Here is a 22,786-nt window from a genome sequence, read left to right on the forward strand (position 1 = left end):
CCTAAGTTTTAGCCGTCCACCCGGGCGGCTTTAATTTTGGTGGGGAGGAGGCATGGTAATGTCGGTGCAGGTCTTCCTGTACCATGACAGGTTGCAGAAGGATGTGAATAGCTTGACGGACTTGGTGCAGGAGCTGCGGGAGTGGAAGGCGAGCAAGGAAGAACGCCGAAAAAGCCTGGATGAGAAACTTGACCAGGCAGTGGGCCGTGGGGTTAAGTATCACCACGGCCGTAGCGCTGCTTGGGGCTATAGTGGCGCTGTTCGTGGGGCGGTGAGAGCATGAAAGGTTTCTGGAATGACCCGGACGGCTTAACTATCAACGAGTTTCCGGCACTGACAGTATTGCCGCTTTTTTTATTCGTGGGGGTAAAGCTGGCCCTGACTAATGACTAAAGATATTTCCTCAACACAGGTAGACTTTTTCACGGTGTTAACTTACCCCATCCTGGCCGTAGTGGCCCGACGGGCGATTGAGAATTTTGGCTGGCAACGCTTCAGGCCTCCTAAGCGCCCGCGCAAATGCGCTGGCACTGAGGAGGCTTATAATGGAATTAGTGGTAAGTGGAACTGCGCCGACGGGTCGAAGGGGGAGGAGTAAATGAGGCGAGAAAACAGTACGAATAAGAGGCCGGTCGTTGTTGTTTTAATGGTACTAGCGGCGATTTTTCTTTTTGTTTGCCCAGCCTGGGCCGGAGGGGATAATATCGCAGTTTTCACCATAGGAAAAACCTCGTATTTACTAAACGGCGTCACTTTTGATATGGATGTGGCACCATATATCAAAGATGGCAGAACTTACATACCGCTGCGCTATGTAGCAAAAGCGATGGGTATAACAGATGAAAACATCATTTGGGATCCTAAGATGAAAAAGGTCATGATTGTAAAGGAGAACCAGGTTGTTCAGCTTATTATTGGCAGCAATGAACTCACAATTAATGGAAAGGTTGTTGTGATGGATGTTGCCCCGGAAGTAATAGCGGGCCGGGTCATGCTGCCCATTCGCTGGTTGGCTCACTCGTTGGGCGTTTCTATAGAATGGGATTCTGTATCCAAAACCATTACTGTTGGGGGTTCTAACGAAACGGCCAAGGCAGGAACGCTTTCAGGTGACAACGGACAGGAAAAGGCCCTCGAAAAACCCGTTGTCGACTATAAAGCAATTCTCAAGGAATATAAGTGGTATGATAAAGAGAACAACGAGTGGATATGGCGTGTTCCCGTTCCGGAAGAAATGTATCAATATTACAGGAGTCAACCAAGAATCCATGAACGCATTTTAAAAGAATACATAGAACAGGTCAACAATTTAAGGCGGCGCGCAGAAGAGCTCCGGAGTTATATGGAATACTGGTATCAGCGCTGCAGGATTTTGCCAGGGGACTCTTATTACGAAGCATGGCAAAAATATCAAACGTATATGAGCGCATATAATCAAGCTCAAAGCGAACTCAAGCGAATTTTATCAGAATATCAAAGGTTGCAGTGGTTGTATCAAGCGGCGGAGTATCGGCAGATCCGTGATGGTTACATACCATACGTAACGGAAGAGGGGAATTACGAACTGGTAAGTACCCTGGCGGGAGTGCTTGCCGAAAAGGCGCCTCAAAACCCAGAAGAGAGAATAGAGTTAGCTGCATCTTTCGTCCAGGAAGCAATACCCTACGTAAGTGAAAAGGGTGAGTACCCAAAGTATCCAGTGGAGACGTTGGTAGAAGGCGGGGACTGTGAAGATAAATCCATCTTACTGGCGGCAATTCTCAAGGCGATGGGTTACAAAACGGCGCTGTTGGTCTTCAGGGGCAATCCGGGTCACATGGCAATTGGAGTTGAATGCCCAAACTGTGAGGGCAGTTACTACCTGAAGGACGGCGTTAAATACTTTTATCTTGAAACCACGTCGCCCGGTTGGGCGATCGGTGAGGTTCCATCGGAACACGCAGGAGAGGGCGCATTGGTTTACGTTGTGCCGTAAAACGGTATAACGTGCTTTTGTTAGCCAAATAATGCTTACCCATAGAAGATAAATCTGTTATAATAATTGCAATGGATCATGGAACCAGGAGGGGGTCGAGTTGACGAATTTAGTAGTGGAAGTTGCCGTCAGCTCGACCCCTGTTTACGCCGGCAATAATGACGGGACGCTAAGCTATCGAGTGGCGCCGGAATTGTCAGGGCAGGTACAAATGGGTTCCCTGGTCCTGGTGCCCCTGGGGAAGCGTAGGGCCGTTGGTGTCGTAGTCGCTATAAAGGAAAGAACTGACCGCACCGAGCTGAAGGACGTCGCCGCCGTCCTGGTAAAGGAGTTCCTGCCGCCGGAAATGATAGAAATCGGCCGTTATGTGGCCGGGCGCTATGTATGCCCTTTGGCCGTGGCCGTTAATGCCCTTATGCCGCCGGCGGCGGGCCGCCGCCTGGAGCGGCGGTGGTGCTGGCTGCCCTCCGGGGAAGAAGGGGTGAATGGCGCCATAAGTTTAGTTAGCTGCCTTCCCGCACCGGCGGGGGACGTGGCCGAATATCTATCCCGTCGCGGTGCGGCTTGGGAAAGCCAGCTGCTGCAGTTAGGGCCCAGACGGGAGGTAAGGGCGGCTCTGGAGGCTTTAAAAGCCCACGGCCTGGTCCGGAACGAGTGGTCCTGGCGGGGAATGCCGAAGGAGAGGCGCTTGCCCACGGACGTGGAGGGGGCGGCACAAGCCGCGGCGGTCAAGCCTGATGGGACAGGCCGGCACATAACCTTGGATGCGGCCCAGTTAAGGGCGGCCACCTCCATTAACGCCGCCCTGGGTCGCGGTGGGACATTTTTACTTTACGGGGTTACCGGCAGCGGGAAAACTGAAGTTTACTTGAGCTGCGCCGCCGAGGCCCTGGCCAGGGGATACCAGGTCATGTTCCTTGTACCGGAACATTCCTTAATCCCCCAGATGGTGACCAGAATAAACCAGAGGCTGGAGGCAGAGGTGGCCGTCGTCCATGGCGAACTGGCCGACGGGGAAAGGGCGGCCGTTTGGGAGCGGGCCCGCATTGGGAAGGTCCGGGTGATAGTCGGCACGCGGGCGGCCCTCTTTACCCCCATGCCGCGGTTAGGGCTCATCGTCGTTGATGAAGAACATGCCGGCAGTTATAAACAGGATACGGCGCCCCGCTATGACGCTCGGGAGGTGGCCATCAAGCGCGGGCAGCTCCAGAGGGCGGTGGTGGTCCTGGGGAGCGCCACCCCCAGCACCGAGATATTTTACCTGGCCGGCCAGGGAAAAATACATTTATTAGAACTACCGCAGCGGGCCGGAAATGCCGGCCTGCCCCGGGTGGAAATAGTTGACTTGCGGGCTGAGTTTCACGACGGTCACCACGGCATTTTAAGCCGGCGCCTGGTAGAAGAGATAAACGGCGTCCTGACGGCAGGACGCCAGGCTATCCTTTTTTTAAACCGGCGGGGGTACGCTCCTTACGTCCTCTGCCGTCAGTGCGGCCATGTTCCCTTGTGTCGCCACTGTGCCGTGGCCCTGACCTATCACCGTGACGGAACGCTGAGGTGCCACTATTGCGGCTACATAGAAAGGGCGGAAGGCAAATGCCCCGTCTGCGGGGGGAACCTCTCTCGCCTCGGTTCCGGCACCCAAAGGGTAGAAGAAGAGGTACGGGCCCTATGGCCTGGGGCAAGGATTTTACGGGCCGACAGGGATACTACGGCTAAAAAGGGGCAGTGGGAAAAGATTTACCGGACCTTTGCCGGTGGCGAAGCCGATATCCTTATCGGCACCCAGACCATAACCAAAGGCATGGATTTTCCCGGAGTAACCCTCGTGGGAGTGGTGAACGCCGATTTGTCTTTGTATCAGCCGGATTTTCGCGCCCGGGAACGCACCTTTCAACTTTTAACCCAGGTGGCCGGGCGGGCCGGACGGCGGGACGCCCCGGGTACGGTCGTCATCCAGACCTACAATCCCCAGGATCCGGCCATTGCTTTGGCCGCCTTCCAGGACTATCAGCGCTTTTATGCCCAGGAGATAGCAATGCGCCGGCGCCTGGGCTACCCCCCTTTTGTTAAACTGGTAAGGTTGGGATTTACCGGCTCAGATGAGGCAGAGGTGATAGCAGCTGCCCATGAAGTGGCCGAATTGATAAGTAACGCAGAGAGTAACATTCAGGTTCTGGGGCCTGCCCCCGGGTATCCTTCCCGCCTTAAGGACCTTTATCGCTGGCAATTGATGCTCAAGGTACCCGGTTGGTCGCGGTATAAAAACCGCCTGACCCCCATTTTAGCGCCCTATATTGGCCGCCGCACCATACGCATGATAGTAGATGTGGGGCCGATTAATCCCTGGTAACAGGCAGGAGGCATGGGAATTGGCAGTCTATCAGATTGTACTTTATCCCGACCCCTTATTGCGGGAAAAAGCCCAGGAAGTTAAAAAAATCACCCCTAACATATGGAAACTGCTGGACAATATGGCCGACACCATGTACGCCGCACCCGGCGTAGGCCTGGCAGCGCCACAAATTGGGGTTTTAAAGCGGGTTATTGTCGTTGACGTAGGGGAGGGGCTGATTGAGCTCATTAACCCGGAAATCGTAACCGCTCAAGGTAGGGAAATAGGGCCGGAAGGGTGCCTGAGCATTCCCGGAGCCCAAGGGGAAGTGCCACGGGCGGCCGCCGTGGTCGTACGGGGTTTAGACCGCCATGGCAGAACTAAAGAAATTAAGGCCGAAGGATTCCTGGCCCGGGCTCTACAGCACGAGATTGACCACCTCGACGGCGTCCTATTCATAGATAAAGTCGTGCGCTGGCTGGAGAACAAACCGGGGGAGGAGTAAAAAATGCGCCTGGTCTTTATGGGCACTCCTGATTTTGCCGTGCCCTCCCTTAGGGCCCTCCTCGATTCCCGGCATGAAGTCGTGGGCGTGGTGACCCAGCCGGACCGCCCCCGGGGCAGGGGTAAAAGGCTGCAGCCTCCTCCCGTCAAAGAAGCGGCACTGGCGGTGGGCTTGCCGGTGAGTCAACCGGCGGCCATGAAGGAGGAAGGGTTTCTTTTGGGTCTCAAGGCGTGGCGGCCGGAAGTCATTGTCGTTGTTGCCTTCGGGCGAATCCTTCCGGAGGTCGTCCTGAAAATGCCGGAGAAGGGTTGTATCAATCTCCATGCTTCCCTTTTACCCCGTTACCGGGGCGCGGCCCCCATCCACCGGGCGGTGATGAACGGCGAAACCGAAACGGGCGTTACCACCATGTGGATGGCGCCGCAGCTGGACGCCGGCGACATCATCCTCCAGGAAAGGGTACCCATTGGACCGGATGCGACTACCGGCGAGATCCACGATCGCTTGGCCTTGGTAGGGGCGGAACTCCTGGTTCGCACCCTCGATCTGGTGGCCGCAGGGAGGGCTCCCCGCCATCCCCAGGATGAGGCCCTCGCCACCTATGCTCCGCCCCTCAGCCCGGAGGAAGAGGTTATTGATTGGACGCAGCCCGCGGAAAAGGTTTATAACCTCATCCGCGGTTTGAACCCATGGCCGGGGGCCTATACCTTAAGGAAGGGTTCCCGTCTAAAGGTTTACGGCGCCAAGATTTTGGATACGACTAACGTTGGTCCGCCTGGTCGGGTAGAGGCAATCCTGGAAGCAGGTTTTGTCGTTCAGACGGGCAGGGGAAGGCTTCTTATCACTGCCGTGCAGCCCGAAGGAAAAAAGGTGATGCCGGCGGACGCCTATTTACGCGGCTATCCCCTTATTCCGGGGGAGGTTTTAGGATGCGGATAAAAAAGCGGTTGTTTATCGGCCTGCTGGCTCTAAGCCTTTTATTTATCACGGCAGTAATGGCCGGGGGCTGGTATCTCCTGGCCAATCATACCAGCGTATTAAACCGTGTCCTTTTGATCCTGGGCATCTTTACCCTGGCCGTCCTTTTTTTGATCATTGCCCTGGGGATCGCCGGGCTGGTGTTGATTTTATGGCAGGAACGGAGCCTGCCGTTTTTCCAGCGCTTGGGGATAATTGCCGTAAATACCCTGTTTCCCGTAGCCCTGGCCCTGGGCAGGCGTTTGGGGGTTAAAGAGGACGCCATTAAAGCCTCCTTCATTGAAATGAACAACCAGCTGGTGCGCCTGCAGGGCCTGCGCCTCGAACCCGAACGTATTCTCCTGCTGGCTCCCCACTGCTTGCAGTGGAGCGGCTGTCCCCATAAAATCACCATCGACGTCTCCAACTGCCGCCGTTGTGGTCGCTGTCCCGTGGATGCCCTCCATGCCCTGGCAGAGAAGTACGGCATCCGCCTGGCCGTGGCCACGGGAGGGACTCTTGCCCGGCACTTTGTCAAACAATACCGGCCACGGGCGGTAGTGGCTATTGCCTGCGAACGGGATCTCACCAGCGGTATTCAGGACACCCAGCCTCTGCCGGTGCTGGGGGTTGTAAATTTAAGGCCCCATGGCCCCTGCCTTAATACCCAGGTTAATCTAAATCAGGTAGAGGAGGCCGTTCAGTTTTTCCTATACGGAAAAGCAATGACCAGGCCCCAGGTATACAGGGAAGGGTGGAAAATAGGTAGCAGTGTTTAAACCTTCGGTAAAGCTCCGTCCGGCCGCCTCGGCTCGGGAGGCGGCCCTGCAGGTAATTTACCGGGTGACCGAAGAAGGGGCCTACGCCAACCTGGCCCTGGACGAAGTCTTGAAGGCCGCCGGACTGGAAGGTCGTGAGCGCACCCTGGCGACGGAGCTGGCTTATGCCGCCATTAAGGCCTGGCATACCCTGGATTGGGCCGTCGGCCTTTTTTTAAAACATCCCTTTATTAAACTACCGCCGTGGATTCGCTGTCTGTTGCGCCTGGGCGGAGCCCAGCTCATGTTTTTCCCACGGATACCGGCGCGGGCGGCCATATACGAAACGGTGGAACTGGCCAAAAAATACGGTCACCGGGGTACTGCCGGCCTGGTCAACGGCGTCCTGCGCAGCCTGGAGCGAGGTAAAGAAAGCCTGCCTTATCCCGATCCGGCAGAAGATCCCGCCGGTTTTCTTGCCCTGCGCTATTATCATCCCCGCTGGCTGGTTGAAAAGTGGCTGGCCCAGTTCGGCTACCAAGAAACAGAAGCCCTGTGCCGCGCCGACAATGAACCTCCCCCCCTGGTCATTCGGGTTAACACCCTGAAAACAAACGCCACCGCCCTCGCCGCCCGCCTGGAAGGGGAGGGTGCTATAGTCTGCCCCACAACCTTTGCGCCGGAAGGCTTTATAGTCGAAGGTCTGGGAGGGGTGGAAGCCAGTCCTTCCTTTGCTGAAGGACTGTTCTACGTGCAGGATGAAGCATCCCAGCTGGTGAGTCTTGCTTTAAAACCGGCCCCGGGGTCCCTTGTCATCGATGCCAGCGCCGCCCCTGGCGGCAAAACAACCCATCTGGCCCAGCTTATGGGAAACAGCGGAACCATCCTTGCCTGTGACGTCCATCCTTCACGTCTGCAATTAATTAGGGAAAACTGCCGCCGCCTCGGCGTCACCTGCGTACAGCCGGTTCTGGCCGACGCCCGCGAACTGGGTGAAAGGTACCCGGAACGCGCCGATTATTTGCTCATCGATGCTCCCTGCTCCGGGCTGGGAGTGCTGCGGCGGCGGCCCGATGCCCGCTGGCGCAAAGAGCCGGCCGGTATAAAGGAAATGGCAAAACTACAGCTGGAAATTCTTCTGGGAGCGGAAAAGGCCTTAAAACCCGGTGGTGTCCTGGTTTACAGCACCTGTTCCCTGGCCTCTGAGGAAAACCAGGAAGTCATCAGGCAGTTTCTGGAACAGGCGCCCCATTTCTCCCTTGTCTCTTTAAAACCATTCCTACCGGTCATACCCCAGGATATGGAGGAACAAGCCGGGCAGGGGTGGATCCAGCTGCTGCCCCAGCGCCACGGCACCGACGGGTTTTTCATGGCGCGTCTCAAGAAAGTCGACCTTTAAAGGGTTTTCCCTTTTTATGTAGAATAAGTTTGGCAGGAAAAAATTTTCCGTTGCCAATTTTTTAGGGTTTTGGAGGGCAAAAGATATATGGACGTGATGCCCTGGACGTCTTTGCTTTTTCAGTCGATACCGGAGGAGATTATTTTAGTTACCCTAGGCCTGGCCCTGGTGGGGAAATACCCCCGCATGCGAGGGATCGTTACAACGGGAATAATCGTGGCGGTTTTTTCTTTTTTCTTCCGCCGTCTGCCCCTGGGTTTCGGGATACATACCTTGAGCGGTATAGCGGTTATGGCACTGACCATGCACCTTGTTTTACGCCTTGATCTATGGCGGGGGCTGATGGCCGCATTTTTGAGCCTGGTGGCCTTAGGACTGGTGGAGAGCATTACCATCCCCGCCATGATTTTTTTGACCGGGATTCCCTTTGAAAGGGCCGTAACCGATCCCTGGCGGCGCATCCTTTTTCCTTTGCCGGAAGAAATCATTCTGGCTTTGGCGGCTTATATATTACGCCGGCGGCGCATATCCCTTCTTCCTAAAGATGAACCGCGGTTGGGATTAACCGGAAGGAAATACAAAGAAGGAAATAAATGATGAAGCAAAATAACCTCCTGTGGCTCATCATTTTGCTTGTTCTTTTTCAAAGCGTTATAATCAGCATTTTAAATATTAACTTCTACGTCGGCCGCGCTTTTCCCATTTTGCCCCTGGAAAGGACCACATTTGGTCATTTATCACTGTCCTCCCTGCTGATGTTGAGTTCGGTGGGTTTGATATATGTTTTGTTTACGGCGGCGCGGCGGGAAAAGAAGATCATGCAGCAGGAGCTCTATATCGAAAATTTAAAGGAAAGCTTGAATAATTTAAGGGCCCAGCGCCACGATTTCATCAGCCACCTGCAGGCGGTTTACGGGCTACTGCAGTTGAAAAGGGACGAGGACGCCCTGGAGTACATAACTTCCATCTGCAGCATGGTGCGCCAGCCCACCCGCATCATCGAGGTCAACCAGCCGGTGCTGGCGGCCCTTTTGCAGACCAAGGCCGCCGTGGCGGAATCTCTGGGCATCGGCTTTCAGTTTGAAATAAACAGCGATTTGAAGGATTTTTTTCTGCCCCAGGCCGTGATAACCAGCATCTTCGGCAACCTCCTGGACAATGCCGTTGAAGCCGCTCTGGCGGCCAGGCCCGGTGTAGAGAAGCGCATATGGCTGCGGATTTTTACTGCCGGTAATTATTACTGCTTTGAAGTGGGCAACACCGGACCGGTTATTCCCCTGGAGATGCAGCAGAAAATCTTTGAGAGGGGTTTTACCACCAAGAGGGAAGGCAAAGAAAACCACGGCCAGGGACTCTATATCGTCCGAAAACTGGTAACTGAATATAATGGCCGGATTGATGTGTTGAGCAGTGACCAGGGAACGGTATTCACGATAAAATTTCCATTTTGATTGCAAAAATTTTCTATCCCAAGGAGGAAATTGAAGAAATATGTAGAATAATATGGTAAAAACAACAAGTATTTATGGAGTAGGTAAAACATTGTTGAGTATCCATGATGTGGCCGGAACAGCGGCGGCATACCTGGTGACCCGACTGCCGGCAAACTACCGGCGACCGGAGGTCGAGGTGGTGGCCTTCGGCCTGGAAGTGCTCATTGGGGGTCTGCTCCAGCTCGCGGTTTTTGTGGCGACGGCCAGGTACCTGGGCCTGCTGCCGGAAATGACGGCAGCCCTCATTACCATGGCCACCTACCGCCTCTTGTCCGGCGGCCCCCACTGCAGCGCCTATTACCGCTGCTTGATATTGTCGGCGCTGACTTTAAACCTCTTAGCATTCATAGGGCACAGGCTGGCGTATTTTATGGCCGGAATATTACCGGCGGGTTTTCTCCTGGTATACGGCGTAAGCCTGTTAATCGCCCGGCGGCTGGCGCCCCGGGATACGGAAGCCGCTCCCATCATCAGTCCGGTGCGCCGCGCCAGGTTAAAAACGGCATGTTATCTGTGGCTGCTGGCATGGTTGGTACTGGTCTTACTTGGTTATTATCGGGGTTGGTCGCCCGGGGTTTTGATCGCGAGCATGGCGGCCCTAACTTGCCAGAGTTTATCCCTTACCCCTCTAGGTTTTACCGTCGTGGGACGGGTGGACAGATTTTTAAAGCGCCTTTTGCCCCTGGGATGAAAATGGTATGGGAGGTGAAATTCCATGTGGAAGAAGCTAGCAGCAGCGGCGGTTACTTTAAGTGTGGCCCTTGCCGTGCTGGTGGCCAATGCCGGGGCTTTACCTACCAGCCTCCTGGCGTGGCATCAACCTGAAGTGCCGGCCCGTTTGCGCAGATAAAGGGTTAAAGGGTTTTATCTACTATAATTAAAGGGGATTAACTCCCCTTTTTTTTCATGAAGTTGATGCCACCGGTGGTTAATGTGGTATATTATGGTTTAGCTTCACTAATAATAAAACAGGAGATGGTTATGAATACCAGCATCGACCTCAGGGGTCTGCTGCCCGGAGAACTGGCGGAGCTGGCCGCTACCCTTGGGGTAGAGCCCTACCGCGGCCGCCAGCTCTTTCGCTGGCTCCATCGACGCCTGGCTACAAGCCTGGCGGTTATGACCGATCTGCCCGCGGACTTCCGGGAACGACTGGCGGAAAAGGCCTTTCTCCTACCGGTAAAAGTAATGGATCGCCGTGTGGCGGACGGCGGGCTGACCCGCAAGCTGCTGCTAAGCCTGGTGGACGGTGAGCTCATCGAATGCGTTCTCATGATCTATGATGAAGGCCGCCGGAGGCTGACGGCTTGTTTGTCGAGCCAGGTGGGCTGCGCCATGGGATGCACCTTTTGTGCTACCGGACAAAGCGGGTTCCGCCGCAACTTGACGACAGGGGAAATCATCCTTCAGGCCCTGGCCTTAATGGAAGAGGTCCGCCGGGAGATGCCGGACGCACGCCTTAGCAATATCGTCTTTATGGGGATGGGAGAACCCCTCCTTAACTACCGGGCCGTGATAAAAGCGGCACGCATTTTCGAACATCCGGATGGTTGGGGTATAAGCCACCGCCGTATAACCGTGTCTACCTGCGGGCTGGTACCCCAAATTAAGCGGCTGGCGGGAGAAAAACCGCCCTTGGAACTGGCCGTTTCCCTGCACGCCGCCACCAATGAACTGCGGGAGCGGTTAATGCCCATCAATAGGCGCTATCCCCTGGAAGAATTGATTCCGGCCTGCCGCCATTACGGTCGAGTTACCGGCCGGCGGATTACCTTTGAGTATGCCCTCATCGACGGCCTCAACGACCGTCGTCGCGACGCCCGGCGCCTGGTCGAGCTGCTTCGGGGCGTACCGGCCTTTGTCAACCTGATTCCTTTAAACCCCATCCCCGGCGATCCCTTTAGGGGTACGAACCGGGCAAAAGCCCGGATGTTTGCTTCCTGGCTTGAAGAGCATGGATTGGCGGCCGCCGTAAGGGAAAGCCGGGGCCGGGATATAGCCGCCGCCTGCGGCCAGCTGCGCGCCGAAGCCCACCGGGAGGTGTTTTGATGGACTTGCTGGAAAAAAATGAACGTTTCTGGCAGCGGCTGTTTGATAATCTTTTTCGCCGCGGTACCGGCGTACCTTTGCAACCGGTAGAAATCGCTAAAAGAATGGCAAAAACCATGCTGGCGCAGCGAACGGTAAGCGTCAGCAGGGTTTACGTGCCCAATATTTATTTAGTCCATTTAAATCCAGGGGACTTTGAACGCCTCTCGGCCTTTGAACACGCCCTGGCCGAAGAACTGGCCGACTATTTAAAAAGAAAAGCCGCCGAGCAAAATTTAACGATGGTTGGTGAACCCAGGGTGGAATTTGAAGTGGAGGAAGAGGTGGCGCCGGGAGATGTGCGCATCCACGCCCGCATGGAAGAAGGGCATTTAGAAGATAAAAAGTTTGAAACCGTCCAAGAGGACGACACTTTAATCTACAAAGGCGTCGCTGAGGAACGGGTCGAAGAGACGCGGCGGCCTTCCTTTAAGCTTGTCGTCACCGCCGGGCCGGACGCCGGGCGGACTTTCCTGCTGCGGCCAGGGAAACAGGTTATCGGGCGCCATCCGGCCTGTGATTTTCTCCTTACCGACGAGCAGGTGTCTCGCCGCCATTGTCAGCTGGAGGAAAGCCACCAGCGGGTTTTAGTGGTTGATTTGGGAAGCCGCAACGGTATGCTGATTAATGGTAAAAGGGTTGAGCGGGCTTTTTTGACGCCAGGGGATTGTATACAAGTCGGCCGCACCGTGTTAGAATTACAGTTAAGCTAATCTAAAAACGGGTGAGTACCGTGGCGGAAATTTTATTGGCCGGGTTGCGGTTTATCTTCGTCCTGCTCCTTTATTTATTTATCTGGCAGGCCTTAAGGCTTATGTATACGGAACTTTATCCGGCCTCCAGGGGCAAAAGCAGGCAAAAAACAATAGGGCGTCCGATTTTGACGGTTGTAGAAACAAAAAGTCCGGGGATAAAAAAAGGAGAAAAATACTTCCTCGGCGAAAATATTACCATCGGCCGAGAGCCGGGAAACGATATCGTCATTGAAGATCTTCACGTTTCCACCCGTCATGCGTTAATTACCCGCCGCGGTGACGAATGGCATCTGATAGACCTCAAGAGCACCAACGGCACTTATGTAAATGGGAGGTTCTTGACCGGCCCCCATATTTTACGCCCAGGCGAGGAAATACGTATAGGCGGCGTAACCTTTAAAGTGGGGTGGGAGGATGCGAGCCGAAGCCCTTTCCCATACCGGACTGGTGCGGCCCGGTAATGAAGATTGTTTTATCAGCGACGTTAAGAGGGGTTTTTTCGCCGTTGCCGATGGTATGGGCGGGCACCAGGCCGGAGAAGTTGCCAGCTATCTGGCCTTAAGGGCTTTAAGCGACAGGCTTTTTGGTTTTTCGGAAGGTGAACCCCTGGTACGTTTGAAGAAGGCGGCGGAGTTCGCCAATGAGGTTGTTTACCGGAGTTCCCTGGCCGACCGCGACAGGTCAGGTATGGGTACGACCTTGACCGCCGTGTGGATCTTGAACGGCAAGGCCTACCTGGTACATATCGGCGACAGCCGTGCCTATCTGTACCGCGACGGACAGTTACAGGTTTTAACCGACGATCATTCTTATGTAGGTGAACTTGTGCGTATGGGAGGCCTCACGGCGGAAGAGGCCCGGGTTCACCCGCGGCGCAATATCTTAACTCGGGCCCTGGGTACCGATGAAAGGGCAGACATCGACAGCCGCGAAATAGCATTGAAACCGGGCGATCGCCTGCTTTTGTGTACCGACGGCCTTTATGAGGTCGCTTCCGATGCCGAACTGGCCGATGTCCTCAACAGGCACGGTGAACTGTCTGTGGCGGCGAAGGAACTGCTGCGTTTGGCCCTGGAGCGGGGCGGACCGGACAACGTAACGGTGGTGTTGGCCCTTTATGAGTAACGGTGTCGGCCCTCGCAGGGGGCGGGAGATGCGCCTGCTCCTGTGGCCTTCTTTAATCTTGGTGGCCGGATACGGTTATATGGCGACCTTGGCTACCGACCGGCCTGCCTGGTCTCCCGACTATGCCCTGGTCCTTTTGCTGGCGGGTTACTGGGGAGTACATTTTATTTTAAAGGCCGTCCGTCACGGCGGCGATGAGTATCTTTTTCCCCTGGCGGCCATGCTCACGGCTTTAGGGCTTGTATTTTTATATCGCCTGGATGCCGGCCTCGCTTACCGCCAGATTATTTGGACGGCGGTGGGGCTCTTGGTGTTTATAGTGGTGGCCGTGGGCTTTCGCGATTATCAGCGTCTGGAGCAGTATCCCTATCTCTTTTTATCCCTGGGACTTTTTTTCCTCGTTATAACCGTCCTAATGGGAACGCGTATCGGCGGCGCCAAGAGTTGGTTGACGCTGGGAACTTTCCGCATGCAGCCGGTAGAAGCGGTAAAAGTCCTCATGGTCATGTATTTGACGGGATATTTAAGCGAGAAAAGGGAACTTTTGGTCCAGGGCGGCGGACGCTCCGTATGGGGACCGCTGCTGGTGGTCGTGTGTCTGGCTGTATTCCTGCTGATTCTCCAGCGGGATCTCGGTTCGGCCTTAATCCTTCTGGTAACTTTCCTGGCCATGCTTTACCTCTCTACCGAGCGCCTGCGATTTTGCCTGGCGGGGGGAGCCCTTTTTGGTGTGGGAGCGGTGCTGGCTTATCTGATTTTCCCGCATTTGAGGACGCGCATCAATGTATGGCTCGACCCCTGGGCCGATTACAGCGGGGCTGGTTACCAGATCGTTCAGTCATTGATCACCCTGGGAAGCGGCGGTATCTTTGGGACGGGCCTGGGTCTGGGTTATTCCCAGGTCATACCGGCCGTCGCCACCGACTTTATTTTTGCCACCATGGGTGAAGAAATGGGTTTAATGGGCAGCCTGGGTGTGATCCTCCTTTACCTGTTGTTTAGCATCAGGGGTTTTCGTGCCGCCCTGAAGGCTACCGACGAGCAGGGGGTCCTGCTGGCCGGAGGTCTCACGATACTCATCACCTTTCAGGCTTTGATAATCATAGCCGGCGTTACCAAGCTCCTGCCTTTGACGGGAGTAACCCTCCCCTTTGTCAGTTACGGCGGCAGCTCCCTGGTGATCAGCTATCTGCTGCTGGCTTTAATTTTAAACGTCAGCGAGACCGGCGGGGAGATAAAACCGTGAAAAGGGGCGTTCGGCACCTGGCCCTGGCCACAGGCATATTTTTTACCGTTCTTATTCTTTACGTTACCTATATCCAGGCCGTTGCCGGGGAAAGGCTTTATTTAAATCCCCTCAATCCCCGTTTACAAGCTGTGGAAAAAGAAACAATACGAGGAACGATTTATGATCGGGACGGCAGGGTTCTGGCGCGGACGGTCGAAATTGCCGGCCGGCTCCAGCGCCAGTATCCCTTCGGTCCGGCAGCGGCCCAGATAGTTGGATACGTTTCCAGCCGTTTCGGGAGCAGCGGCCTTGAGGCCGTCCGGGACGGCGATCTCCTGGGTCTTACCGGATGGCAGCGCCTGAGCAACATGGGAAGGCGTTTGGCGGGCCAGGTTGCCCGGGGTAACAATCTGTATCTTACTTTAGACGTCGAACTGCAGAAGCTGGCAACGTCACTCCTCGCCGGACGGCGGGGGGCGGTTGTCGCCCTGGACCCGCGCAGCGGTGCCGTGCTGGTGCTGGCCAGCAGCCCCACCTTTGATCCCAACAGGCTGGAGGAGGAATGGCAGCGGATAAACAGCACTGCCGCCGGCAGTCCCCTTCTTAACCGGGCTATACAGGGCCTTTATCCCCCCGGTTCGATTATGAAGCTGGTTACGGCGACGGCGGCCCTGGAAGCCGATCCTAGCCTCTGGCAGCGCGATTTTTACTGTCCCGGTTACCTGGAAGTAGAAGGATGGAAGCTGACTTGTCCCCGGCCCCACGGCCATCTGACTTTTGAAGAGGCAATGATGTATTCTTGCAATGTGACCTTCGCTGCCCTGGCCCTGGAAACCGGCGGAGATAAATTCAAGGAGACGGCTACCCTTTATGGCTTTAACAGACCCTTGGAGTTCGAACTGCCGGTAGCAACATCACGCATTCCCGAGGGCTTAGACACCGCCAATCTGGGGGAGGGGGCGATTGGTCAGGGTGCCGTGCTGGCCACGCCCCTGGAGATGGCCATGGTGGCGGCGGCTATTGCCAATAAAGGGATTCTGATGCAACCCTATTTAGTGGAAAAGGTTACGGCGGCAGACGGCCGTCCTCTGTGGGGGGCCGTACCGCGGGTTCTGCAAGTGGTATCCGGAGGGGAAGTAGCTGTTCGTATCAAGGACGCCATGGTAGCTACAGTTAACGGAGGGACGGCTACGGCTGCCGGCCTGGCGGGAGTGCCGGTCGCGGCTAAAACGGGTTCCGCCCAAAATCCGGGAGGGGAAGCCCATGCCTGGCTGGTGGCCTTTGCGCCCGCATCAGAACCCCGCGTCGCTGTAGCCGTTATCGTGGAGAATGCCGGTGCAGGCGGTGCGGTGGCGGCTCCCATTGCGCGGGAAATTTTGGCGGCAGCCTTAAGGCGGTGAACAGTCATGGATAAAATGATCGGTAAAATCCTTGAAGGTAGATATGAAATACTGGATGAGCTAGGCGGCGGAGGTATGGCCCGGGTCTACCGGGGTCAGGACCGCCTGCTCCACCGTTTCGTTACCATCAAAATATTGCGGGAACAATTTGCCAGCGATCAGGACTTCTTAACCCGCTTCCAGAAGGAAGCCCAGGCCGTAGCCAGGTTGTCTCATCCCAATGTGGTGAGCATCTACGATGTAGGTCAGGAAGATGGTATTCATTACCTGATTATGGAATACGTAGAAGGTCGGTCGCTAAAGGAGGTAATCAGCGAAAGGGGTCAGCTGCCGCCCCGGGAAGCAGTCGACATTGCCCTGCAGATCTGCGATGCTTTAGAACACGCCCATGAGAACGGTATTATCCATCGGGATATCAAACCCCACAATATCCTCATTACCCGCAACGGCCGGGTAAAAGTAACGGATTTCGGCATCGCCCAGGCGGCCAGCGAGGCCACTATGGCTTACGGCGGTACCATGATCGGTTCCGTGCACTACTTGGCCCCGGAACAGGCCCGGGGTGGGTTGACCGGTCCGGCAGCAGATATCTACTCCTTTGGTATTGTTCTCTATGAAATGCTCACGGGGGAGCTGCCCTTTAAAGGCGAGACGCCGGTGGCCGTGGCCATCAAGCATATCCAGGAAACGCCCCGCCCCCCGCGGGAGATAAATCCCGACGTGCCCCCGGCCCTAGAGCGCATTGTTATGCGCGCCCTGGAAAAGGAACCGGAACGGCGCTATCCATCTGCCGCCGCCCTGCGTTCCGACCTGCTGGCGATAAAGGGCGCTCTGGCGGAAGACACCTTTGCCACCCAGGTTTTACCCGTGGTGGAAGATGATCCTCCGGCGCCTGAAGGTCGGCCGCGGCGGCGGCCGCGGGTGTGGGCGTGGGTTTTGACGGCGCTGGTTTTTCTAAGTCTGGCCGGCGCAGGATTGTGGGCGGGATTCCGTTACTACCTCATGGTTGGGGAGACGGTGGTTCCTGGGGTAATAGGGCTTAATGAAAGCCAGGCTTTAGATCGGCTGGCGACCGCGGGCTTACGCGGTCAGGTCGGCAGCCGCCAGTACAGTACGGAAGTGCCGGCGGGACAGGTAATGGCCCAGGAGCCCGCGGCCGGTGAAAAGGTGCGCCGGGGCCGCATTGTCGTTTTGACCGTCAGCCAGGGCAGCCGCTTAGTAACGGTACCTTCGGTAATCGGGTTGACGGAGAGAGATGCCCGGCTGCGCCTGGAAAATGAGGGCTTCCGGGTAGCCGCCGATTCCTTAAAGGTATATAACCCAAGCATTCCCCAGGGGTCGGTGGTGGAGCAAAATCCGCCAGGAAACAGCAAGCAGCCCGAGGGTACGGAAGTCCGGCTGATTATCAGCAAGGGCCCCGAACCCCAATTGATTCCCGCACCATCTTTAATAGGCAAAACCCTGACCGAAGCCCAGCAGGAACTGGCTGCGGCCAAATTACAGCAAGGCACCATCACCTACCAGCGGAGCGAAGAACAGTTCGCGGGGATAGTTATTTCCCAGGACCCGCGGCCGGGGGCCAGTATTCTGCAGGGAAGCGCCGTTAACCTGGTAGTCAGCCAGGGTCCGGGGCCGGCCCAGAAACAGCTGGGGCTTACCATTCCCCCGGCACCTGATGACAAGGAACATGAGATCCGCGTCGTGGTTGAGGACGCCAAGGGGAGTAACGAAGTATTGAAGAGGAAACAGCAGCCCGGTCAAGAGATTCAAGCCGTAATAACCTATTACGGCAAAGGGACCCTCCGGGTCCTGCGCGACGGCAATCTCATATACGAACGCAATTTGCCATAAGGAGGATGGTATGGAAGGCATCCTTTTAAGGCGCTACGGTGGATTTTATTATGTTGAAAGCGAAGGCCGTGTTCTGACCTGCCGCGCGCGTGGTCGTTTAAAGCGTGAAGGCGAGCTCCTGCCCGGCGACCGGGTAGAAGTGACTGTTTTAGGCCCGGGAGAAGGGGTGATCGAGGGGGTTAGACCCCGGAGCACCCTTCTGGAACGCCCTTCCGTGGCCAACGTCGAACAGGCAATTATCGTCTTTTCTTTAAGCACCCCGCCTCCCGATCTGGAGCTCCTCGACCGCCTGCTTTTTTTAAGCAGCGTCAAAGGTATCCGGGCCGTAATCGTCTGGAATAAAGCCGACGAGGCACTAAAAGAGCACCTGGAACTGCCAGGACTTTACCGGCAGATCGGCTATCAGGTTTTAATCGCCAGCGCCCGCACCGGGCGGGGGGTGGATGGGCTGCAGGAGATTTTGTCCGGGCGTCTCAGCACCTTTGCCGGCCCATCCGGAGTGGGTAAATCTTCCCTTTTAAACGCCATCCATCCCGCCCTTAACCTGCGCACCGGTGAAGTGAGCGTAAAAAGCGGCCGCGGCCGCCATACCACCCGTCATGCCGAGTTAATCCGGCTGCCCGGCGGCGGCTGGGTGGCCGATACCCCCGGTTTCAGCCGCCTGGATTTACCCTCTATGGACCACCAGGAGGTTGCCGCCCATTTTCCCGAAATGGAACCGTATATAGGCAGGTGTCGTTTTAATTCCTGCCTGCACAGGTGCGAACCCGGATGTGCCGTGGTCGCGGCAGCAGCCACGGGAGAAATCACCAGGCATCGCTATGAACATTATCTTAAATTTTTGGAGGAAATAATCGCCAAAGAAAGGAGTTATTAATCCTTGCCTATAATTGCCCCCTCCCTGCTGGCCGCCGATTTTACCAACCTGCAGGCGGAAATAGATGACGTAGCCGCTGCCGGCGCCGACTGGTTGCATTTGGACATTATGGACGGCCATTTCGTCCCTAATATCACTTTTGGGCCCGATTTGGTAGCCGCTTTAAGGCCGAAAAGCCAGTTGGTTTTTGACGTACATCTAATGATCGCGCACCCGGAAGAATTTATAAACGCCTTTGCCGCTGCCGGTGCCGATTATATCAGCGTTCACGTCGAGGCCTGTGTTCACCTGCACCGGGTTTTACAACAAATCCACGCCGCCGGCTGCCGGGCGGCCGTAGCCCTAAACCCGGCGACGCCCTTGACGGTGCTGGAACATATCCTTTCAGAGGTGGATATGGTATTGCTGATGACGGTAAACCCGGGATTCGGCGGCCAGGAGTTTATCCCGGCCATGCTGCCGAAAATAGCCTCCCTGGCGGCCATGCTGCGGGAGCGAAAAAAAGTAGATGTTTTGCTGGCGGTGGACGGAGGCATTACTCCGGAAACGGCCCGTGAGGCCTGCCGGGCGGGTGCCGACGTATTGGTGGCCGGTTCGGCAATTTTCGGTCGTAAGAATCGGGCCGCCGCCATTAACGCTTTACGCGGAGTAGCATCTTAAGGCACTTCTTTCTTGACGCCGTCCATTTCCAGGTCTATAATTACATTAACGTCCTTCGGGGTGAGGTGCAATTCCTTACCGGCGGTAAAAGCCCGCGAGCCGTATGGCAGACCCGGTGCAATTCCGGGGCCGACAGTGAAAGTCTGGATGGGAGAAGGCGTTGTATCTTTTCTGTTATCTAACCCCGGAGGCTGCCCCGGGGTTTTTTAATGTCTGAAAACGCAAGGAGCAAATGCCCATGCAGCCCCAAGACATTCAGTATATGCGCCGGGCCCTGGAACTGGCCCGGCTGGGCCTGGGACGTACGAGCCCCAACCCCGCCGTGGGGGCTGTGATTGTTCGGGACGGCCGGGTGGTGGGGGAAGGTTACCACCAAAAGGCCGGCACGCCCCACGCCGAAATCCATGCCCTGCGGGCGGCGGGAGAAGCGGCCCGGGGAGCCACCCTTTACGTTACCCTCGAGCCCTGCTGTCATTACGGCCGCACACCGCCGTGCACGGAGGCCATCAAGGGTGCGGGGATACGGCGGGTGGTGGCGGCCATGGCCGATCCCAACCCCAAGGTTGCCGGCGGCGGTTTCCAAGACCTGCGCCGGGCCGGTATTGAAGTGGAAACAGGTCTTCTGGAAGACGAAGCCCGGCGGCTCAATGAAGCCTTCATCAAATATATAACCACCGGCCGGCCCTGGGTGACCATGAAGGTGGCCATGACCCTGGACGGAAAAATCGCCACCCGCACCGGTGCCTCACGCTGGATTACCGGCCCGGAAGCCAGATTAAAGGCCCATGAACTCCGGGATACCCATGACGCCGTCCTCGTGGGTATCGGTACCGTACTGGCCGACGACCCCGCACTCACCACCCGCCTGCCGGGAAACAGGGGCCGTGACCCGGTGCGGGTTATTTTGGACAGCCGCCTGAGAATACCCTTGACGGCGAAGGTTTTACACCTGCCTTCTTCCGCTCCCACCCTGGTGGCCACCACCGCCGCCGCCCCGGCGGAAGTTAGGGAGCGACTGCAGGCAATGGGCGTCGAAGTCCTGATATTTCCGGAAGAAGACGGGCGCGTCGCCTGGGAGCCGCTGTTGGCCGAACTGGCCGGGCGCCAGCTTACGAGCATCCTGGTGGAGGGCGGAGCGGGAGTGAACGCCAGTGCCCTGGCTTGCGGGGTGGTAGACAAAGTGGTGACCTTTATTGCACCGAAGATTTTCGGCGGCCTCGCCGCTCCCGGGCCGGTAGGAGGGGAAGGGGTGGCCACCCCCGGGGAGGCCTGGCAATTGGAGGGGATGGAAGCAACACCCTGCGGTGATGATGTGATGATCAGCGCTTATCTGGTGAAAAGAAGGGGATAAAGGTGTTCACCGGCCTGGTCGAAGAAATAGGGGTGGTCCGCCGGGTGGAAGCTGCGCCCATGGGGGCCCGCCTTACCATTGCCGTGAAGGAAATAATCGCTGGGACCAGGGTGGGCGACAGCATAGCCGTCAACGGCGCCTGCCTGACCGTCGTTGAGTTAATGCCGGCGGCGATCGTCGCCGAGGTAATGGCAGAAACTTTAAGGGTAACCAACCTCGGTTCTCTAAAACCCGGGGACAAAGTAAACCTGGAACGGGCCCTGCGCCTGGGAGACCGTCTGGGCGGTCACCTGGTAAGCGGTCACGTCGACGGCGTGGGCGAAATTAAAAGCAAGCGCCGGGTGGGAATCGCCTGGGAGATGGAGGTCGCAGTTCCCGCAGGCCTGGAACGATATATTGCCCCCAAGGGCTCCCTGGCCCTCGATGGTACGAGCCTGACGGTTATCGATATAAAAGGCAATAAGGTCGCTGTCGGCCTTATTCCCCATACCGCCGCCCATACCATCCTGGGTGTCAAGGGACCGGGCGATAAGGTAAATGTAGAGGTGGACCTGCTGGCCCGTTATTTAGAAAGGCTCCTCGCCCGTACTCCAAAAGAAGGGGGCGGGGAGGGGTTGACCTGGGAATTTCTAGCCGCCAACGGCTTTATTTAAGTAAGGAAGAAGGTGCCTATCGTGGTGGAAGAACAGATCAAATTCAATACGATTGAAGAGGCAATCGAGGATATACGTAACGGACGGATGGTAGTGGTGGTTGACGATGAGGATCGGGAAAATGAAGGGGACGTGATTATTGCGGCGGAAAAGGTTACCCCCGAAGCCATAAATTTCATGGCCACCCATGCCCGGGGTCTTATCTGCGTTCCCATGGAAGGCCGGCGCCTGGACGAGCTGGAGTTGACCCCCATGGTTTCGCAAAATACGGAAACCATGGGAACGGCCTTTACCGTATCCGTCGACGCGGCGGAAGTGACGACGGGCATTTCCGCCTTTGAACGGGCCCTCACCGTTAAAAAGCTTATCGATCCCCGCACCAGGCCGGAAGATCTGCGCCGGCCGGGACATATATTCCCCTTAAGGGCCAAAGAGGATGGCGTCTTGAGACGGGCCGGTCATACCGAAGCGGCCGTGGACCTCGCCCGCCTGGCGGGGTTATATCCGGCCGGGGTTATTTGCGAGATTATGAATCCCGACGGCACCATGGCCCGGGTGCCCCAGCTATATAAATTCTGCCAGGAGCACGGTTTAAAGCTCATTACCATTGCCGATTTAATTAAGTATCGCCGCCGGACGGAAAAGCTCGTCCGCCGGGTGGCCGAGGCCGACCTGCCTACCGCCTACGGACACTTTAAGGCCGTGGCTTATGAAGAAATAATGAGCGGTAAGGGGCATCTGGCCCTGGTTAAGGGCGATATCGACGGCGAAAATCCAATACTGGTCCGGGTCCATTCCGAATGTTTGACGGGGGACGTTTTCGGATCTTTACGCTGCGATTGCGGTGAACAGCTCCAGCAGGCCATGACCATGATTGAGGCCGAAGGTCGCGGCGTTGTCCTCTATATGCGCCAGGAAGGCCGGGGCATCGGCCTCCTCAATAAAATAAAGGCCTACAAACTCCAGGAAGAAGGCAAGGATACGGTAGAAGCCAATGAAGCCCTGGGCTTTCCGGCCGACCTCAGGGACTACGGCATCGGTGCCCAGATCCTGGCTGACTTGGGTGTGAAAAAGATCCGGCTTCTCACCAACAATCCGAAAAAGATCGCCGGGCTGGAAGGTTATGGCCTGCAAGTTGTGGAAAGGGTTCCCATCGAGATGTGTCCCAACCGGGTCAACAGGCGGTACCTGAAGACAAAAAAGGAAAAACTGGGCCACCTGCTGCAGATAAGTTGAGAAAAATGCAGGTATTATTAAAGGGCAGGGTATGTCCCTGCGCCACTCAAAAGCTTCGCGCCGACAGGACAACGGCTAGGTTCGGACCGTTGCACGCCGCCTGCGGATTGCCAATGAAAAAGCTTCTGGTTCCGCAAGCC

Annotated in this window: 23 protein-coding genes and 1 riboswitch; all 23 genes read left to right on the forward strand. The window is 56.4% G+C overall.

Features of this window, described 5'->3' with window-relative positions; genetic code table 11:
* The first annotated feature begins 52 nt into the window (after positions 1 to 52).
* The 23 genes from MHFGQ_RS04730 to MHFGQ_RS04840 all read left to right on the forward strand — a co-directional run bounded on the left by MHFGQ_RS04730 (position 53) and on the right by MHFGQ_RS04840 (position 22,646).
* The gene (locus MHFGQ_RS04730) at positions 53 to 283 is read left to right on the forward strand and encodes a hypothetical protein (RefSeq protein WP_146127177.1); all 231 of its coding nucleotides are present in this window, start codon (positions 53 to 55) and stop codon (positions 281 to 283) included.
* A 315-nt stretch (positions 284 to 598) separates the two neighbouring features.
* Positions 599 to 1,975, forward strand: a complete 1,377-nt coding sequence (locus MHFGQ_RS04735) for a stalk domain-containing protein (RefSeq protein ID WP_106006416.1) — start codon at positions 599 to 601, stop codon at positions 1,973 to 1,975.
* Between the two features lie 100 nt (positions 1,976 to 2,075).
* Positions 2,076 to 4,328 (forward strand): replication restart helicase PriA, encoded by a 2,253-nt coding sequence (gene priA / locus MHFGQ_RS04740; protein WP_106006415.1) that lies wholly within the window; start codon positions 2,076 to 2,078, stop codon positions 4,326 to 4,328.
* 19 nt (positions 4,329 to 4,347) lie between these two features.
* Positions 4,348 to 4,815: a peptide deformylase gene (gene def / locus MHFGQ_RS04745; RefSeq protein ID WP_106006414.1), complete on the forward strand. Its 468-nt coding sequence runs from the start codon at positions 4,348 to 4,350 to the stop codon at positions 4,813 to 4,815.
* 3 nt (positions 4,816 to 4,818) lie between these two features.
* A complete protein-coding gene (gene fmt / locus MHFGQ_RS04750) occupies positions 4,819 to 5,754 on the forward strand; it encodes a methionyl-tRNA formyltransferase (RefSeq protein ID WP_106006413.1) in 936 nt (311 codons plus the stop codon).
* Positions 5,745 to 6,551 carry a DUF116 domain-containing protein gene (locus MHFGQ_RS04755; RefSeq protein WP_106006412.1) on the forward strand — a complete coding sequence of 269 codons (807 nt, stop codon included), beginning with the start codon at positions 5,745 to 5,747 and terminating at the stop codon, positions 6,549 to 6,551. The genes fmt and MHFGQ_RS04755 overlap by 10 nt, the downstream gene beginning before the upstream one ends.
* Positions 6,544 to 7,929 carry a 16S rRNA (cytosine(967)-C(5))-methyltransferase RsmB gene (gene rsmB, locus MHFGQ_RS04760; RefSeq protein WP_106006411.1) on the forward strand — a complete coding sequence of 462 codons (1,386 nt, stop codon included), beginning with the start codon at positions 6,544 to 6,546 and terminating at the stop codon, positions 7,927 to 7,929. The genes MHFGQ_RS04755 and rsmB overlap by 8 nt, the downstream gene beginning before the upstream one ends.
* An 87-nt stretch (positions 7,930 to 8,016) precedes the next feature.
* On the forward strand, positions 8,017 to 8,526 hold the full coding sequence (locus tag MHFGQ_RS04765) for a hypothetical protein (protein WP_106006410.1): 510 nt from the start codon (positions 8,017 to 8,019) through the stop codon (positions 8,524 to 8,526).
* Positions 8,523 to 9,380, forward strand: a complete 858-nt coding sequence (locus tag MHFGQ_RS04770; protein ID WP_170066401.1) for a sensor histidine kinase — start codon at positions 8,523 to 8,525, stop codon at positions 9,378 to 9,380. The genes MHFGQ_RS04765 and MHFGQ_RS04770 overlap by 4 nt, the downstream gene beginning before the upstream one ends.
* A 94-nt stretch (positions 9,381 to 9,474) precedes the next feature.
* On the forward strand, positions 9,475 to 10,113 hold the full coding sequence (locus MHFGQ_RS04775; protein WP_170066400.1) for an accessory gene regulator ArgB-like protein: 639 nt from the start codon (positions 9,475 to 9,477) through the stop codon (positions 10,111 to 10,113).
* Positions 10,114 to 10,137: 24 nt separating this feature from the next.
* Complete coding sequence (locus tag MHFGQ_RS04780; protein ID WP_106006409.1) at positions 10,138 to 10,272, forward strand: AgrD family cyclic lactone autoinducer peptide; 135 nt, start codon at positions 10,138 to 10,140, stop codon at positions 10,270 to 10,272.
* A gap of 131 nt (positions 10,273 to 10,403) precedes the next feature.
* A complete protein-coding gene (rlmN, locus tag MHFGQ_RS04785; protein ID WP_106006408.1) occupies positions 10,404 to 11,471 on the forward strand; it encodes a 23S rRNA (adenine(2503)-C(2))-methyltransferase RlmN in 1,068 nt (355 codons plus the stop codon).
* On the forward strand, positions 11,471 to 12,223 hold the full coding sequence (locus tag MHFGQ_RS04790; protein WP_106006407.1) for an FhaA domain-containing protein: 753 nt from the start codon (positions 11,471 to 11,473) through the stop codon (positions 12,221 to 12,223). Before rlmN ends, MHFGQ_RS04790 begins: the two co-directional genes overlap by 1 nt.
* A gap of 20 nt (positions 12,224 to 12,243) precedes the next feature.
* A complete protein-coding gene (locus MHFGQ_RS04795; RefSeq protein ID WP_338834624.1) occupies positions 12,244 to 12,726 on the forward strand; it encodes an FHA domain-containing protein in 483 nt (160 codons plus the stop codon).
* Positions 12,680 to 13,390: a Stp1/IreP family PP2C-type Ser/Thr phosphatase gene (locus MHFGQ_RS04800; protein WP_106006405.1), complete on the forward strand. Its 711-nt coding sequence runs from the start codon at positions 12,680 to 12,682 to the stop codon at positions 13,388 to 13,390. The genes MHFGQ_RS04795 and MHFGQ_RS04800 overlap by 47 nt, the downstream gene beginning before the upstream one ends.
* A gap of 28 nt (positions 13,391 to 13,418) precedes the next feature.
* Positions 13,419 to 14,636 carry an FtsW/RodA/SpoVE family cell cycle protein gene (locus MHFGQ_RS04805; protein WP_106006404.1) on the forward strand — a complete coding sequence of 406 codons (1,218 nt, stop codon included), beginning with the start codon at positions 13,419 to 13,421 and terminating at the stop codon, positions 14,634 to 14,636.
* Positions 14,633 to 16,018 (forward strand): peptidoglycan D,D-transpeptidase FtsI family protein, encoded by a 1,386-nt coding sequence (locus tag MHFGQ_RS04810; protein ID WP_106006403.1) that lies wholly within the window; start codon positions 14,633 to 14,635, stop codon positions 16,016 to 16,018. Before MHFGQ_RS04805 ends, MHFGQ_RS04810 begins: the two co-directional genes overlap by 4 nt.
* Positions 16,019 to 16,024: 6 nt before the next feature.
* Positions 16,025 to 17,869, forward strand: a complete 1,845-nt coding sequence (pknB, locus tag MHFGQ_RS04815) for a Stk1 family PASTA domain-containing Ser/Thr kinase (RefSeq protein WP_170066397.1) — start codon at positions 16,025 to 16,027, stop codon at positions 17,867 to 17,869.
* A gap of 10 nt (positions 17,870 to 17,879) precedes the next feature.
* Positions 17,880 to 18,746: a ribosome small subunit-dependent GTPase A gene (rsgA, locus tag MHFGQ_RS04820; protein ID WP_106006402.1), complete on the forward strand. Its 867-nt coding sequence runs from the start codon at positions 17,880 to 17,882 to the stop codon at positions 18,744 to 18,746.
* Positions 18,747 to 18,749: 3 nt separating this feature from the next.
* Entirely contained in the window at positions 18,750 to 19,406 is a 657-nt protein-coding gene (gene rpe / locus MHFGQ_RS04825; RefSeq protein ID WP_106006401.1) for a ribulose-phosphate 3-epimerase, read from the forward strand.
* A 46-nt stretch (positions 19,407 to 19,452) separates the two neighbouring features.
* Positions 19,453 to 19,569, forward strand: a riboswitch (FMN riboswitch).
* Positions 19,570 to 19,644: 75 nt separating this feature from the next.
* On the forward strand, positions 19,645 to 20,757 hold the full coding sequence (gene ribD, locus MHFGQ_RS04830) for a bifunctional diaminohydroxyphosphoribosylaminopyrimidine deaminase/5-amino-6-(5-phosphoribosylamino)uracil reductase RibD (protein ID WP_106006400.1): 1,113 nt from the start codon (positions 19,645 to 19,647) through the stop codon (positions 20,755 to 20,757).
* A gap of 2 nt (positions 20,758 to 20,759) precedes the next feature.
* Positions 20,760 to 21,410: a riboflavin synthase gene (locus tag MHFGQ_RS04835; protein ID WP_106006399.1), complete on the forward strand. Its 651-nt coding sequence runs from the start codon at positions 20,760 to 20,762 to the stop codon at positions 21,408 to 21,410.
* A 36-nt stretch (positions 21,411 to 21,446) separates the two neighbouring features.
* Positions 21,447 to 22,646 carry a bifunctional 3,4-dihydroxy-2-butanone-4-phosphate synthase/GTP cyclohydrolase II gene (locus MHFGQ_RS04840; RefSeq protein ID WP_170066403.1) on the forward strand — a complete coding sequence of 400 codons (1,200 nt, stop codon included), beginning with the start codon at positions 21,447 to 21,449 and terminating at the stop codon, positions 22,644 to 22,646.
* Positions 22,647 to 22,786 lie beyond the last annotated feature (140 nt).

Origin of the sequence: Moorella humiferrea (assembly GCF_039233145.1) — a bacterium.
Taxonomy (GTDB): domain Bacteria; phylum Bacillota; class DSM-521; order Neomoorellales; family Neomoorellaceae; genus Neomoorella; species Neomoorella humiferrea.